Below are 15,991 nucleotides of genomic sequence, written 5' to 3'. Positions count from 1 at the left end.
GCAAAGCGTACTAATTTTTTTTGCGTTTGTTACTCGGTGGGCATTTGCGCCGAATTAAAATTGCGTTAAGAGCCGTCTGCCTCCCAAGGGCACCGGTGTAATCCCAATTGGAATGAAAATGTCAGACGCGATATCCAGAGTATCGCCGACGCCCGCTTTATCGAACAATGCGCAAGTCAACTCGCCGGCGCGTGTTCTGATCGCGAGCCTTGTCGGCACCACGATCGAATTCTTCGATTTTTACGTTTACGCCACAGCCGCCGTGCTGATCTTCCCGACGCTGTTCTTCCCGAACAGTGATCCGACCACGGCCCTGCTTGCTTCCTTTGCAACCTTCTCGATCGCCTTCTTCGCCCGTCCACTGGGCGCAGTAGTCTTCGGCCATTTCGGCGACAGGATCGGCCGCAAGACGACGCTCGTCGCCGCCCTGCTCACCATGGGCATTTCGACGGTCGTGATCGGTCTTCTGCCCTCCTACGAGTCGATTGGCGTTCTCGCGCCGCTGCTGCTCGCGCTCTGCCGCTTCGGCCAGGGCTTTGGCCTAGGCGGTGAATGGGGCGGCGCCGTGCTGCTCGCCACCGAGAATGCACCGGAAGGCAAGCGCAGCTGGTACGGCATGTTCCCGCAGCTCGGCGCGCCGGTCGGCCTGTTCCTCTCCTCGGGCATCTTCTGGCTGCTGCTGCAGGTCATGTCGCAAGATGATCTGCTGAGTTGGGGCTGGCGCGTGCCGTTCATCTCTTCGATTCTGCTGATCGCCATCGGTCTCTGGGTTCGTCTCTCGATCACCGAAACGCCGGCGTTCCAGAAGGCGATTGACAAGCAGGAGCGCGTTGCAGTCCCGGTTGCCGAACTCTTCCGCAAGCACAAGCGCAGCCTGTTCCTCGGCACCTTCGTGGCGCTCGCCACTTTCGTGCTGTTCTACATCGGCTCGGCTTACCTTCTGTCTTACAATGTCAAGGTCCTGAAGATCCCGTTCCCGGACGCGCTTAAGATCCAGATCGTCGGTTCCGTCGCCTTCGGTATCTTCATCCCGATATCAGGCAAACTCGCCGAGCGCTTCGGCCGCCGCGAGATGCTGATCCTCACCACCTTGCTGATCGGTATCTTCTCGTTCTTCCTGCCCGGTCTGATGACCGGCGGCGAAGGCAGCATTGTTGTGTTCGCGATCGTCTCCATGGCGCTGATGGGCATGACTTACGGTCTGATCGGCACGGCGCTTGCTGCGCCCTTCCCGACTGCCGTGCGCTATACCGGCTCGTCGATCACCTTCAACCTTGCCGGCATCTTCGGCGCTTCGCTGGCGCCCTACATTGCCACTTGGCTGCAGGCAAACTACGGCATGCAATATGTCGGCTACTATCTCGGTCTTTCTGCCGTCATCACCTTGATCTGCATTCTGGCCTCCGGCCGCAACGAAGTCTGATCACGAAAACAGTCCAGTTCGAAGGGCCGCGACGGGAAACTGCCGCGGCCCTTTTCATTGTTGCCGGCTAACGCCTTGCCCCTAGATTCTCGAAAACGGGGAGAGCCGGGATGCTGACACGACGATCACTGCTGGCACAAAGTGTAGGCGCCGGAATCTCGCTGACACTGCCGTCCATTGCGAGCCGGCCAGCGTCCCGCCGATCAATGTCACCTTCCTTGTCATCAACGACGTCCATGCGTGCCGCTTCGGAGACGGGCTAAGTCCCAACTGCCAGTGTGAAGGCAAGACCGACGCAAACCTGCTCCGTCACATTCTTGCGCTCAACGGCATTCACCACCAGGCATGGCCCACTGAGATCGCAGGGGAGCCGAGCGGCCTTCTGCTCGCCGGTCAGCCGATTGCGAGGCCGCAGGGCATTACCGTGTGTGGCGATGTGACCGATGATGGCGGCGGCCAGACTGCGGAGTTCGCAGAAGGGTCGCAGCTACTGGAGTCTTCTCAACGCTACCAGCAAGGACGCGGTGCCGACCACGTGCACTTTCCCGTCTATGTTGGGCTCGGCAACCACGATCTCGATCAGGACGGGCGCCCGCCGCAAATCGATTGGTACCGCGACGAACTGCGTGATTACGTGCAGATGAACCACAAGCCGAGCGTCTTCTTCAAGCCGCTGGTGCCTGTCGACAACTACGACGAAGCATCGGACAACTACTCCTGGAATTGGGGTGGCCTGCATCTGATTCAGGCGCAGCGTTACGCTGGGACAACACAAGAGGTTCAGCGAGCAGCCTCGATTGGATGAAACGCGATCTCGAGACCTATGCGTCCGATGGCCGCCCGGTGGTCATCTTCCAGCACTATGGATGGGACCGGTTTTCCCTCGAGCGCTGGAATCCTGAAATGAAGACATTCACGTTAAGAGGAAGCGGTGCGCCCCACTGGTGGGGTGAATCGGAACGTCAGGAACTCCTCGCAACCCTCGAAGGCTACAACGTAATCGGTATTTTCCACGGCCACGAGCACAACACGCCGATGGCCTATCGGGTCGGCAAGCTGGACGTTTTCAAAGCAAAAGCCGCCTTCATGGGCGGCTTCTGCCTTGTCCGGGTGACAAGCAACACGATGGATGTAGCGATCGGCGAAGCCAGTGACGACAGGGGCGGCGTAACTTTCTCCACCGCCTTCAGCAAACGCCTCACCTAACGTTACTCGTTGGTTACGCCTTGGAAAGGACGAACCTCACGTCCTGGCATGAAGACGCCGAGACGCTTGATTTCCCACTCGAGCTTGATACCGGATTTTTCGAAGACTTCGCGACGGACCTGTTCGCCGAGATATTCGAGATCATATCCCGTCGCCTGCCCCATGTTGATCATGAAATTGCAATGAAGCGACGACATCTGGGCGCCACCGATCACCAGCCCGCGGCATCCCGCTTCGTCGATGAGCTTCCAGGCGGAATGGCCGTCCGGATTCTTGAAGGTCGAGCCGCCGGTCTTCTCGCGGATCGGCTGGACCGTTTCACGATGACTGCGCACGGCATCCATCTCGGCCCGGATCTTGGCGCGGTCCTCGCTGTACCCTTCGAAGAGCACCGAGGTGAAAATCAGATCGCTCGGCACCGATGAATGACGGTAGGAATAGCCCATATCCGCGTTCGACAGGACAAGCTTGTTGCCCTTGCGATCAACCGCATTCACCTCGACGAGCCGCTCGCGCGTCTCCCCGCCGTTGGCGCCGGCGTTCATGCGCGCTGCGCCACCAATGCTGCCGGGAATACCGTAGTAGAAATGGAAGCCGCCGATGCCGTTGTCCATAGCCATGGCTGCGACATGCTTATCGGGGCAGATCGCACCAGCGCGTATGCGGTTCTCGCCCGCAAGCTCGACGGCGCCGAAGCCCTTTGCCGAAAGCCGCAACACCACGCCGGGAATGCCGCCGTCACGAACCAGGATGTTCGATCCGACGCCAACGACGGTGACCGGGACTTCCTCCGGCAAAAGCTTGAGGAAAGCAATCAGGTCGTCCTCATCATGCGGCTGGAACATCAACTCGGCCAGACCGCCAGCGTGGAACCACGTGACGCGGTCCATCGGCGCATCCGGCGTGATCCTACCGCGGATGTTCTTTACACCGTCGCCGAGCGACGCAAGAAGCTTTTCCCCATTCACCTGTTTCATGCAGATATTCCCGAAAGGCTTTCCAATTGCTTGGGCAACGCTGCCGCCCAGTATGTGATACTCCCAGCCCCCAACAGAACCACAAAATCCCCCGGCTTTGCAATCTCTGCGACCATTTCAGGCAAAAGCTCTTGGGAAGGCAGGAAGCGGGCATCGCGGTGACCGCCCGATTTGATCCGGGATACGAGTGCCTCGGAATTCACCCCTTCGATCGGATCCTCACCCGCCGCATAGACAGGCGCGAGGAAAATGCTGTCCGCATCGTTGAAGCAAGACGCGAACTCCTCGAAGAGGCTGGATAGCCGCGAATAGCGATGCGGCTGATGAACTGCGATCACGCGACCCTTGCAGGCTTCGCGCGCAGCGCGCAGCACGGCTTTGATCTCGACAGGATGGTGGCCGTAGTCGTCGAAGATCTGGACGCCATTCCATTCGCCGGTCAGCGTGAAGCGGCGCTTGACGCCGCCGAAGGAGGCCAGTCCCTTGGCAATGTCCTCGCTGGACATACCGAGGCGATTGGCAACCGCGATCGCGGCGGTGGCATTGGATATGTTGTGCCGTCCGGGCATCGGCATCACGAGATTGTCGAGCCTGATCACCTGCCCGGTTCTCCGGCGGCGGATCTCTACGTCGAAGATCGAGCGCGGACCCTCGACACGGACATTCATGAAACGAACGTCGGCCTGCGGATTCTCGCCATAGGTAACGATCTTGCGGTCCTCGATCCGGCCGACGAGCGCCTGGACTTCCGGATGGTCGAGGCACAGCACGCCGAAGCCGTAGAACGGCACGTTCTCGACGAACTGGCGGAATGCGCCGCGAACCGCATCGAAATTGCCGTAGTGGTCCAGATGCTCGGGGTCGATGTTAGTGATGACGGCAACGTCGGCGGGAAGCTTCAGGAACGTGCCGTCGGACTCGTCGGCCTCCACCACCATCCACTCACCCTCACCCATGCGAGCGTTGGTGCCATAGGCATTGATGATACCGCCGTTGATGACGGTAGGGTCGAGACCGCCTGCCTCCAACAGCGTTGCCACCAGCGACGTGGTTGTGGTCTTGCCATGCGTACCGCCGATCGCGATCGCATTGCGGAACCGCATCAATTCGGCAAGCATCTCCGCCCGGCGAACGACCGGCAGCAGCTTTTCACGCGCCGCGACAAGCTCGGGGTTGTTCTTCTTGATCGCAGTCGAGACGACCACCACTTCGGCGTCACCGAGGTTTTCTGCCTTGTGGCCGACGAAGACTTCGATGCCCTTGTCACGCAAGCGTTGCACGTTGGCGCTGTCGGCCTGATCCGATCCCTGCACGCGGTGACCGAGATTGTGGAGCACCTCGGCAATGCCGCTCATGCCGATGCCGCCGATGCCGATGAAATGAACGAGGCCGATGGCCTTCGGCATTTTCATGCGCGTTTCCCCTTGAACTCTGCAATTGTACGTCGTGCCGCAATAGCCTCTACCATGTCGGCAAGCAAGTTCGCAGCGTCGGGTTTACCCGCTTGCCTGGCTGCAGCGGCCATCCGGGCGAGCTTTTCCGGATCGTTCATCGCATGGGTGAGTATCGAAGCGATCTTCTCCGGCGAAAGCTCGGCCTGCGGAATGACCTTGGCTCCGCCGGTCGCCGCAAGCGCTGCCGCGTTCGCCGCCTGATCGTGGTCCAAAGCATGTGGGTAAGGCACAAGCACTGCCGGCCGCCCGATCACGGAAATCTCCGAAACCGTGGATGCACCGGAACGGCAGATGACGAGATGTGCCGCGGCAAGTCGTTCGGCCATGTCGCTGAAGAACGGCGCCGTATCAGCAGCCATCTTCAATTGAGCGACGCAAGCGCTCAACATGCCCATATCTTCCGGACGCACTTGCTGGGTGATGCGCAGGCGATCGCGAAGCCCGTCCTCGAGCAAGCTGATGGCTGTCGGCATCGCCTTGGAGAAATACTGCGCGCCCTGGCTGCCGCCAAAGACGACGAGATTGAAAGGCTCACCGGGATTGGACGGAGAATACGGCACTTTCGCCGCCTCGATGATGGCCGGTCGCACCGGATTGCCCGTTGTCACCGTCTTGCTCGGAAACTGGCCGTCGCCTTCGGGCAGGAACCCGCCTGCAATCGCCTGCATACGGCTAGCCAGCGCCTTGTTGGCGCGGCCCATCACGGCGTTCTGCTCGTGGATCATCGCAGGCACGCCGAGGCGCGTTGCAGCGAGCAGCGGCGGTACGGTGGGATACCCGCCGAAGCCAACGACCACCACAGGCTTGAGACGCGCGATAAGCTTCTTGGCAGCCCGCATTCCGGTCCACAGCGTCCACAGCGAGCGCGCGACAGCGACCGGATTCTTGGAGCCTATCGTCGACGACGGCACGACATGAATCTCATCGGCCGGGAATTTGCCGGCATAACGCTCGGCACGGCTATCGGTGACCAGGTGCACGGAATAGCCGCGCTCCTTCAGCTTGTAGGCCAGAGCCTCCGCAGGAAACACATGACCGCCGGTTCCCCCGGCGGCAAGCAGGACAATGCCTTTACTCATAAGCAATTACTCCGCCGGCATTCCGTGCGCGACGCGGAAGAGGCTCCGATCCTGCGCACGTTTTTCCGGCCTGTGACGCGTCAGCGCGAGAATGAACCCCGCGGTAACGCAGATGGCGACCATGGACGAACCGCCGTAGGAAATCAGCGGCAGGGTCATGCCTTTCGCCGGTAGCAGTTCGAGATTGACGCCTACGTTGATGATCGACTGTATGCCGATCTGCAGCACGAGGCCAGCGACGGCAAAGCGGTTGAAGTCGTTCCGCTCCTTGTAGGCATGCGAGAGACCGCGCAGCACGAGGACGGAAAACAGCGCAACGAGCGCCATGCAGAAGACGATGCCGAACTCTTCGGCCGCGACCGAGAAGATGAAGTCGGTATGCGCGTCGGGGATGATCCGCTTGACGATGCCCTCGCCAGGTCCCTGGCCGAACCAATCGCCACGAATGATGGCTTCGCGTGCCGTGTCGATCTGAAAAGTATCACCTTCGCCGGTCAGGAACTTGTCGATGCGCAGCGCCACGTGCGGGAAGATGTAATAGGCGCTGACAAGGCCGCCGACACCGCCTGCGCCGAGCAGGATGATCCAGATCCACGGCATGCCGGCCATGAAGAACATGCCGCCCCACACCGCCGTCGTCAGGATCGTTTGCCCAAGGTCGGGCTGCGCGACCAGAAGTGCAGCGACAATGCCGAAAAGTATGATGGCAAACAGGTTACCCGGAATCTCCGGCTGCCTTGCATGCTCGGCAAAGAGCCAGGCACAGACGACGACAAAGGCCGGCTTCATGAATTCGGAGGGCTGGATAGAGATGCCGGCAAGCGTGACCCAGCGGCGGGAGCCTTTGACCTCGACACCGAAAAACAACGCCAGCAACATCATGCCAAGGGCGACGATCAACAGGATGATCGCCGTTCGCCGCACCTGGCGGGGCGTCAGAAAGGAGAGGCCAACCATCACCGCGAGCGACGGGATCATGAAAGCGGCATGGCGCTTGACGAAGTGGAACGGCTCCAGCCCGATGCGCTCGGCGACGGCGGGCGACGCGGCGAAAGACAGCATGAAGCCGATGCCCATCAGGAAGATGAACATCGCCAGGAAGAAGCGGTCGATGGTCCAAAACCAATCGGCCAGAGGCCCACGTTCCGCGCGGCTTACCATGTTATTTATCTCCTGTTGCCGAATCGATCAGCATGGTGATTCCGTCGAGCGCTGCCACATGGCTGACAAATGCATCGCCCCGGACTTCGAAGTTCTTATATTGGTCGAAGCTTGCGCAAGCCGGGGATAACAGCACGGCCAGAGGACCGCTTTCGTCCTTTTCGGCATCGGCAGCTGCATGAGCGACGGCGCGCTCCAACGTCCCCGAAATCTCATAGGGCACGGCCTCGCCGAGTGTCGCGGCAAACTCGGCCGCGGCTTCGCCGATCAGATAGGCCTTGGCGATCCGCGGGAAGAACCCCGTCAGTGAGGTAATGCCTCCGGCTTTCGGCAAGCCGCCGGCGATCCAGTAAATGCGGTCGTAGCTCGACAACGCCGGAGCCGCGGCATCGGCGTTGGTGGCCTTCGAGTCGTTGACGAAGACGACGTTGCCGCGACGCCCGACCGGCTGCATCCGGTGCTTGAGGCCGGGAAAGGATGCGAGCCCGGCGCGTATCTCTTCTTCGGAGACGCCGACGGCCAGGCATGCGGCAAGCGCCGCTGCGGCATTCTGTGCGTTGTGGCTGCCGCGCAGCGTCTGGATCCCGTCGAGATCGGCAATCGACTTTGTTGCGCCTCCCGAGGCCTGGATGAGCTTCGTTCCATCCGCGTAGATGCCGTAGGGAAGTGCATGACGGCGGGAAATGCGCATGACCTTGCCGCCGGCCCGCTCGATACGATCCGCGATCATCTGGCAGTGGCTGTCGTCCACGCCGATGACGGCGACGTCACTGCCGGCAACCAGCCGCTCCTTGATGTCGGCATAGTGCTGCATCGTGCCATGACGATCGAGATGATCCGGCGTCAGGTTGAGCAGGATGCCGGCGGACGGATTGACCGTCGGCGCGAGGTCGATCTGGTAGGACGAGCATTCGACGACGTAAAAACGTCCATCCTTCGGCGGGTCGAGCGTCAGCACCGCCGTCCCGATATTGCCGCCGAGTTGCGTATCGCGGCCGCTCGACTTCAGGATATGCGCGATCAGCGCTGTCGTCGTCGACTTGCCGTTGGTACCGGTAATGGCAATGAACGGGCAATCGGGCGCATGAGCCCGGCGCTCGCGCACGAAGAGCTGGACGTCGCCGACGACATCGACGCCGGCGGCACGCGCAAGATCAACGGTCCAGTGCGGCTTGGGATGCGTCAGCGGCACACCCGGTGAGAGCACGAAAAGCGACTGCGCGCTCCAGTCGATGGTGCGCAGATCGGCGGTATGGATGCCCTCGGCGGCGGCTTTGGTAACGCTATCCGGATTATCATCCCACGCGGTCACCTCGGCGCCGCCCAGTTTCAGCGCGCGCGCCGTGGCAAAACCGGAACCGCCGAGCCCGAATAGCGCGACCTTCTTTCCTGATAGCGTCGTAACGGGAATCATCGCCGCCTCACCGCAGCTTCAGGGTGGAGAGACCAAGCAGGGCAAGACCGACCGCGATGATCCAGAACCGGATCACCACCTGGCTTTCCGTCCAGCCCTTCTTCTCGAAATGGTGATGGATCGGCGCCATCAGGAAGACGCGCCGGCCGGTCATTTTGAAGTAGCCAACCTGGATGATGACCGAGAGCGTTTCCATCACGAACAGGCCACCGATGATCGCCATGACGATCTCATGCTTGGTAGCGACGGCAACCGTGCCGATCGTGCCGCCAAGCGCCAGCGAGCCGGTGTCGCCCATGAAGATTGCGGCGGGCGGCGCGTTGAACCAGAGGAATCCGAGGCCGGCGCCGATGACGGCCCCAAGCACCACCGAGAGCTCGCCGGTGCCCGGTACGAAGTTGATCTGCAGATAGTTTGCAAAGACGGCGTTACCCGCGAGATACGCAATCACCCCGAAGGATGCTGCGGCAATCATCACCGGCACGATGGCGAGCCCATCGAGACCATCGGTCAGGTTCACGGCATTGCCGGCACCGACGATCACGAAGCCGCCGAAGAGGACGAACATGATGCCGAGGTTGATCATGAAGTCCTTGAAGAACGGGAACGCGATCGATGAGCCGAAGGTCGAACCCGCGGTTCCGGATGCAAGCGCCGTTCGCATCATGAAGTAAACGGCAATGCCTGCGATCACGAACTCGATGCCGAGTCGCGCCTTGCCGGAGAAGCCCTTGTGGCTTTGCTTGGTGACCTTCAGGTAGTCGTCATAGAAGCCGATCGCGCCGAAACCGAGGGTGACGAGCAGCGTGGCAACCACGTAGACGTTGGAAAGATCAGCCCATAGCAGCGACGACCCGACGATACCCGCGAGGATCATCAGGCCGCCCATGGTCGGCGTACCTGCCTTCTTGAAGTGTGTCTGCGGACCGTCGGCGCGGATCGGCTGCCCCTTGCCTTGGCGGATGCGCAGCGAGTTGATGATCGTCGGACCAAAGAGGAAGACAATGAAGGCGGACGTAAACAGGGAGGCGCCCGTGCGGAAGGTAATGTACCTGAACAGATTCAAGAATTTCAGGTGTTCCGACAGTTCGACAAGCCAAATCAGCATTCAGGGCCCCTTGTTTACCCGCTCAAAAATCGCGTTGCGTGTCGGCAAATGGCGGGAACTTGTCAAGAAGCGCGGCGACGATCTTTCCGAAACCTATGCCCAGTGACGATTTTACCATCAGCACGTCGCCAGCCACGACGGAGTTCAGTACGTATTCGCTTAGTTCTTCTGTCGTCTCGTAGTGAACGACCTGGACGCTCTCCGGGAGCGATTCCTTCAGCGCAGCCATTTCACGACCGGCCAGCCAGACATGCTCAATGCCGGCAGCAAGCAACGGCCCCGCCAGATCCGAATGGACCCTTTCCGCGTAGTCGCCCATCTCCAGCATGTCGCCGAGTACGGCGATGCGCCGCCCCGCCCCCGTCGGCACCGCGCTCGCAAGCACGGCGATTGCCGCCCTCATAGAGGCGGGATTGGCGTTGTAGCTCTCGTCGATGACCGTGAAGGCGCCGTGGTCGATCATCAGCCGATGACGGCGGCCCCTGCCCTTCTCGGGCTGGAGCGTCGCGAGGGCGCCGATCGCCTGCTGCATGTCCGCACCGACTATCTTCACGACCCCGAGGGCAGCCAGCGCATTCTCCGCGATGTGCCGGCCCGGCGCACCGATTGCCACTTCCTTCGTGTCGCCGTCGATGGTGATCCAGAGCGTCGAACTCTGGTCCGAGCCGTTAAACTCTGCCAGGCGGAAATCCGCTTTCGCGTGCTGACCGAAGGAATGGATGTGGTGGATACCGCAAGCTTGTGCCGTCCGCTCCAGAAAGTTGAACTGGTCGTTGTCTCGATTGAGCACGACCTGCCCACCGGACACGACGCCTTCGAAAATCTCGGCCTTGGCCGTCGCGATCTCACGAATGCTCTTGAAGTTGCCAAGGTGTGCCGGCGCGATTGTCGTGATCACGGCGACATGCGGCTTGATCATCTTGACCAGCGGGCGGATCTCGTCCGGATGGTTCATGCCCACTTCGAAGACACCAAAATACGTGTCGAGCGGCATCCGGGCGAGCGTCAGGGGTACGCCCCAGTGATTGTTGAATGAGGCAACGGAAGCGTGCACCTTGCCCGATGGAGACAAGACCCGGCGCAGCATCTCCTTGGTGGTCGTCTTGCCGACCGAACCGGTGACGGCAATGATCTGGGCGCGCGAACGGGCGCGAGCAGCCTGTCCGAGCTTTCCGAGTGCCGCCAACACATCTTCGACAACGATCACTGGGACGGTGAGCCGCCCCATGGCTGGCAGGCGCGCTTCGCTGACGACGAGAAGAGCGGCTCCGTTTGCCATCGCCATCGACGCGAAGTCGTGGCCATCGACGCGGTCGCCCTTGATGGCGAAGAAGGCTTCGCCGGGCGCAATGGAGCGGCTGTCGATGGAAATCCCGGTAATGCCCTCAGGCAAAGTGCCGAACGGCCGCCCTGCCATGGCGGCAATCATGTCTTCCGTCGTCCAAAGCCAGTTCACGGTTTCAGCTCCTCCAAAGCCTTACGCAATTCGGCGTGATCCGAAAACGGCAGGGTGACGCCCCCTATCGTCTGCCCTTCCTCGTGCCCCTTGCCGGCGACGATCAGCGTGTCGCCGGATGTCAGCATCCCGACCGCCGTTCGGATCGCCTCGGCGCGGTCGCCGATTTCGGTTGCGCAGCCAGCGGCCGCCATGATCTCGGCACGGATGCTCGACGGCTCTTCGGAGCGCGGATTGTCGTCCGTGACAATCACCACATCGGCCAGACGGCAGGCGATTTCGCCCATGATCGGGCGCTTGCCGCGATCGCGGTCGCCACCGCAGCCAAACACGACGATGACGCGGCCCGTAGTAAACGGACGAACGGATTCCAGGACGTTGGCAAGCGCGTCTGGCTTGTGTGCGTAGTCAACATAAGCAAGCGCGCCGTCCCTGGTGTGGCCCACCAGCTCCAGTCGACCCGATGCGCCCTGCAGCTTTTCGAGGGCCGCCATGGCAACCTTCGCCGGCACACCCGTCGACATGGCGAGACCTGCCGCGACGAGCGCATTGGCCACCTGGAAGTCGCCCGCAAGCGGAATGTCGACCTCGAAGATTTCGTCCTCGGCATGGATTTCAGCCACCTGCTTGTGGCGGAAATGCTCGACGCGCTTCAGCGTCAGGTAGTCACCCTTGCGACCAACGGTGCGGACGTCATGACCCGAGTCGCGCGCCGCTTTGACGGCTTGCTCCGACCACGCATCGTCAGCGAAGATCACCGCCGGTGCGCCCTTTGGCAGCAGCGTATCGAAAAGCCGCATCTTCGCGGCCATGTAGCTTTCGATCGTCGGATGATAGTCCATGTGATCGCGGCCTAGATTGGTAAAGGCAGCGGCAGTGAGCCTGACGCCATCCAGACGGCCCTGATCGAGGCCATGGCTGGAGGCTTCCATCGAGGCATGTGTAACGCCCTCCCCGGAGAGCTCAGCCAGTAATTTGTGAAGCGAAACTGGATCGGGCGTCGTCAGCGAGCCATATTCATTGCGTGTCGGAGAGACGACACCAGTCGTACCGATCATCGCCGCCGGATGGCCGGCATAAGCCCAGATCTGCCGCGTAAAGGAGGCAACCGACGTCTTGCCTGCAGTACCGGTCACGGCAACCATCGTTTCCGGCTGCTTGCCATAGAAGTGAGAGGCCGCGATCGAGAGGAAGCGGCGCGGATCGTTCACGACGAGAACAGGTATGGAAGCATCAATGCCATGGGAGGCAATGGCCACGACAGCACCGCGCGTCGCCGCATCGGCGATAAAACCTGCTCCATCTGCCTTCGTCCCGGCGACAGCTACAAACACCATTCCGCGTTCGATCTTGCGGCTGTCGGACGAGATGCCCAAAACCGCCAGCGCCCCGACAGACCCGGCTAATTGATTTTCAAGTTCCGGAAATGCATCTCCGGCGATGTCTCGCAAGTTCATCGAATGTACTTTTCTCTTTCAAGCCGCCGCGCCCCCGTGGCGAATCGGCTCCGACATTCATTCAGACTCAATAAGACACCAACATGGCCGATCCGTCGTCACCGAACTTGGGTTCCACACCGAGAATTGGCGCTGCGCGGGCAATGATGTTCTTCACCATCGGTGCAGCAGTATACGCGGCGATGTTCTGACCCTTCTCGCCATTGTGCGGTTCATCGCAGAACGTCAGCACGACATACTTCGGATCCTCGATCGGAAATGCGGCGAGGAACGCATTGAAGTTGAGGTTCGTCGCATAGCGGCCATTGACCACCTTGTCAGCCGTGCCAGTCTTGCCGCCGACGTTGAAGCCGGGGACGTCAGCATTGCGGCCGGAGCCCTTGATGCCGTTCAGCTTGAAGAGATAACGCACGTCGTCGCTGGTCGACTTCTTGACAACCACTTCAGCAACCTCGTCCGCCTGTTCCCGATTGCGCGGCAGGAAGGTTGGCTCGATGAGCTTGCCGCCGTTAACGAGCGCCGCGCCGGCAACCGCCGTCTGCAGTGGCGTCGTGGAAACGCCGTGGCCGAAGGAAATCGTGATCGAGTTGATCTTCTTCCAAACCTTCGGTTGGCTCGGCATCTTCACTTCCGGCAGTTCGGTCTGCATCTTGGTCAAAAGGCCGAGCTTCGTAAGATAATCCTTCTGAGCATCCATCCCGACAATGTCGATGATGCGAGCTGTGCCGACGTTCGACGAATACTGGAACACCTCAGGCAGCGTCAGCCAACGGCGCTGGCCGTGGAAGTCGTGAATGGTGAAGCCGCCGATGCGGATCGGCTGCGTCGCATCGAAGCTGTCGTTCAGGCTGACCTTGCCCGTGTCGAGCGCCATGGCAAGCGAGAACGTCTTGAAGGTCGAGCCCATTTCGAACGTGCCGTTCGACATGCGGTTCAGCCAGCCCTCCTTGGCGCCCTCCAGCGGGTTGTTCGGATCGAAATCCGGGGCCGATGCCATTCCGAGCACTTCGCCGGTATGAATATCGAGGATGACAGCGCCGGCGCCCTTGGCCTCGTAGTTCTTGACCGCGTTGACGACGACATCGCGCACGATGTTCTGGACGCGGACGTCAATCGACAGGCGAACGGGCTCCAGCGGCTGGTCGCTTGTCATGCCGACGGAGGCGAGGTCGGCAAGGCCCTGATCGTCAATGTATTTTTCCATGCCGGCAACGCCGCGGTTGTCGATGTTGACGTAACCGAGAATGTGCGCTGCGGTGGCGCCACCCGGATAAAAGCGGCGCTTCTCAGGGCGGAAGCCGATGCCCGGAATGCCGAGCGCAAGGATCTGGCTCTGTTGCTTCGGCGTCAGCTGGCGACGCAGCCAGGCGAAGTGGGACGTGCGGTTCGCGAGCTTCTTGTAAGTCCCCTTCATGTCGAGGTCGGGCATAACGGTGGCGAGTTTCTCGACCGCCTCGTCGGGATCGACAACCTTGTTCGGCTCGGCAAACAGCGAGACGGTGCGGATATCGGTCGCCAGCACCTCGCCGTTTCGGTCCAGGATATCCGGGCGCGACGCCATCAGACGATCAGGCGGCAGGATACTGGACACGACATCGGGGTCGCGGACTGCGTATTCGACGAGACGCCCGCCGATCACGCAATAAACAGCAACGAAGCCGACGATCAGGAGCCCGACGCGGCTCTTGGCCTGTCCCGCCCTCTTTTTTCGCGATCCCTCGATCGGCCTATTGCCGCCGAGGCGGTTGTGCGTGCCGGCGGAGAAATGCGCCTGGCTCTTCAAGACCATGATGCGTGAAAGAAACGACATCTCTACTCCACCGATCCGGTTGCCATCATGTCTTCTTCTTCGGGTTCAGGCGCCACCGCCTTTGGCTTCGCCTTGGCACCGGCCTTCGCTTCGGTAATGTCGGGAACCGGAACTTGCGACTTCAGCATCGGCAGTTCCTTGGCATGAACCAGCGACGTGGAAGCCGTCGGCTGCAGCTGAAGCTCACCATTGTAGTTGTTGACGAGCCGCTCGAGCCTGTTCGGCTGGGACAACAGAGCCCAATCGGCCTTCAACAGATCGATGGTATCCTTCTCGAGCTTGATCTCCGCTTCAAGGCGATGAACTTCCTCGAGCTTGAGCTCGGCATGGTGCTTGATCGTATAGGTGACAGCAGCAGCTGCTGTCATGACACCGACGAGGATGAGGTCCAAGGTTCTCAGCATATCAGGCTCCGAGCTTTCCGAGACTCGCCAGATTCGGCAGCCCGAAGATGGAAATATCCGCCGCTTCAGCGGGTGCGGCAGTGCGCAGCCCTGCCCGCAGCTTGGCAGATCGCGCCCGCGGGTTTGCCTGCGCCTCCGCCTCGGTCGCAGCAACCATGGGTTTGCCGATCCGCTCGAAGGTCGCCGCACGCTCGTGCGCGACGGGCAGATGACGCGAGCCCGAAGCCTTGCCGGCGCGATCAGAGAAGAAGGTCTTGACGATCCGATCTTCGAGCGAATGGAAGGTAACCACAACGAGACGCCCGCCGGGCTTCAGCACGCGCTCGGCGGCAAACAGCGCCCGCGCCAGCTCGCCAAGTTCGTCGTTGACGAAAACCCGCAACGCCTGGAAGACCCGGGTCGCCGGATGAATCTTGTCCTTCATTTTACGTGGGGTAACGAGCTCGATCAGACCAGCCAGATCGCGCGTCGTCTCGAACGGCTTTTCAGCCCGCCGCTTTTCAATCGCATGCGCGATGCGCGGCGACTGATTTTCCTCTCCGAGAAAATGAAAGATGCGGATCAGATCAGCCACCTTGGCACGATTGACCACATCGGCCGCCGAAACGCCAGCCGCCGACATCCGCATGTCCAGCGGACCATTCTTCTGGAACGAGAAGCCGCGCTCGGCCTCATCGATCTGCATTGAGGACACGCCGATATCGAGCACGACTCCATCCAGCCCGCCCGATGGAGCAGCATCGGCCAATTGAGAAAACCGCGAATGAACGAGCTTCAAGCGGCGTTGGCTTTCAGCGACAAGGGCCTGACCGGCTTCGATGGCGGTCGGATCGCGATCCAGGGCGATCACATTGGCGCCAGCACCCAGAATGGCAGAAGTATAGCCGCCCGCACCGAAGGTGCCATCGAGAATGATCTTGCCGGGCAACGGCTCGAGCGCGGCAAGCACCTCATTGAGAAGAACCGGAATGTGGCGAACCGGTCCGCCACCGGCATCAGTTGAATCTCCGCCAGGATTCGCCGCCATTCCGTTCCCTCGTAT

The 15,991-nt window shown here is 61.0% G+C and carries 12 protein-coding genes and 1 pseudogene; 2 read left to right on the top strand and 11 right to left on the bottom strand.

Annotation, left to right across the window (positions count from 1 at the left end; all coding sequences use genetic code 11):
- The first annotated feature begins 118 nt into the window (after positions 1–118).
- Together AC1DPR_RS08130 and AC1DPR_RS08125 are read left to right on the top strand one after the other, a co-directional pair.
- A complete protein-coding gene (locus AC1DPR_RS08130; RefSeq protein WP_018858327.1) occupies positions 119–1,423 on the top strand; it encodes an MFS transporter in 1,305 nt (434 codons plus the stop codon).
- A gap of 110 nt (positions 1,424–1,533) precedes the next feature.
- Positions 1,534–2,629, top strand: a pseudogene (locus tag AC1DPR_RS08125) (metallophosphoesterase).
- Positions 2,630–2,631: 2 nt separating this feature from the next.
- On the opposite strand, the gene murB reads toward AC1DPR_RS08125, so the two are convergent.
- The 11 genes from murB to rsmH form a co-directional block, all read right to left on the bottom strand.
- Positions 2,632–3,606 carry a UDP-N-acetylmuramate dehydrogenase gene (gene murB, locus AC1DPR_RS08120; protein WP_018858326.1) on the bottom strand — a complete coding sequence of 325 codons (975 nt, stop codon included), beginning with the start codon at positions 3,604–3,606 and terminating at the stop codon, positions 2,632–2,634.
- On the bottom strand, positions 3,603–5,018 hold the full coding sequence (gene murC, locus AC1DPR_RS08115) for a UDP-N-acetylmuramate--L-alanine ligase (protein WP_113471581.1): 1,416 nt from the start codon (positions 5,016–5,018) through the stop codon (positions 3,603–3,605). Before murC ends, murB begins: the two co-directional genes overlap by 4 nt.
- Positions 5,015–6,139, bottom strand: a complete 1,125-nt coding sequence (gene murG, locus AC1DPR_RS08110) for an undecaprenyldiphospho-muramoylpentapeptide beta-N-acetylglucosaminyltransferase (RefSeq protein WP_113471580.1) — start codon at positions 6,137–6,139, stop codon at positions 5,015–5,017. The genes murC and murG overlap by 4 nt, the downstream gene beginning before the upstream one ends.
- A gap of 6 nt (positions 6,140–6,145) precedes the next feature.
- Complete coding sequence (gene ftsW, locus AC1DPR_RS08105) at positions 6,146–7,300, bottom strand: putative lipid II flippase FtsW (RefSeq protein WP_018858323.1); 1,155 nt, start codon at positions 7,298–7,300, stop codon at positions 6,146–6,148.
- 1 nt (position 7,301) lies between these two features.
- Entirely contained in the window at positions 7,302–8,714 is a 1,413-nt protein-coding gene (gene murD, locus AC1DPR_RS08100) for a UDP-N-acetylmuramoyl-L-alanine--D-glutamate ligase (RefSeq protein ID WP_018858322.1), read from the bottom strand.
- A gap of 7 nt (positions 8,715–8,721) precedes the next feature.
- On the bottom strand, positions 8,722–9,822 hold the full coding sequence (gene mraY, locus AC1DPR_RS08095; RefSeq protein WP_018858321.1) for a phospho-N-acetylmuramoyl-pentapeptide-transferase: 1,101 nt from the start codon (positions 9,820–9,822) through the stop codon (positions 8,722–8,724).
- Positions 9,823–9,844: 22 nt separating this feature from the next.
- A complete protein-coding gene (locus tag AC1DPR_RS08090; protein ID WP_018858320.1) occupies positions 9,845–11,278 on the bottom strand; it encodes a UDP-N-acetylmuramoylalanyl-D-glutamyl-2,6-diaminopimelate--D-alanyl-D-alanine ligase in 1,434 nt (477 codons plus the stop codon).
- Entirely contained in the window at positions 11,275–12,735 is a 1,461-nt protein-coding gene (locus AC1DPR_RS08085; protein ID WP_018858319.1) for a UDP-N-acetylmuramoyl-L-alanyl-D-glutamate--2,6-diaminopimelate ligase, read from the bottom strand. The genes AC1DPR_RS08090 and AC1DPR_RS08085 overlap by 4 nt, the downstream gene beginning before the upstream one ends.
- 67 nt (positions 12,736–12,802) lie before the next feature.
- Positions 12,803–14,545, bottom strand: a complete 1,743-nt coding sequence (locus AC1DPR_RS08080) for a peptidoglycan D,D-transpeptidase FtsI family protein (RefSeq protein ID WP_018858318.1) — start codon at positions 14,543–14,545, stop codon at positions 12,803–12,805.
- Between the two features lie 2 nt (positions 14,546–14,547).
- On the bottom strand, positions 14,548–14,949 hold the full coding sequence (gene ftsL, locus AC1DPR_RS08075) for a cell division protein FtsL (RefSeq protein WP_018858317.1): 402 nt from the start codon (positions 14,947–14,949) through the stop codon (positions 14,548–14,550).
- Between the two features lies 1 nt (position 14,950).
- The gene (gene rsmH, locus AC1DPR_RS08070) at positions 14,951–15,976 is read right to left on the bottom strand and encodes a 16S rRNA (cytosine(1402)-N(4))-methyltransferase RsmH (protein WP_113471579.1); all 1,026 of its coding nucleotides are present in this window, start codon (positions 15,974–15,976) and stop codon (positions 14,951–14,953) included.
- Positions 15,977–15,991: the final 15 nt, after the last annotated feature.

It is taken from the genome of Rhizobium sp. 01T417, assembly GCF_056398905.1.
The sequence above is the reverse complement of the archived record's forward strand: the minus strand, read 5'-3'. Positions and strand labels throughout refer to the sequence as shown.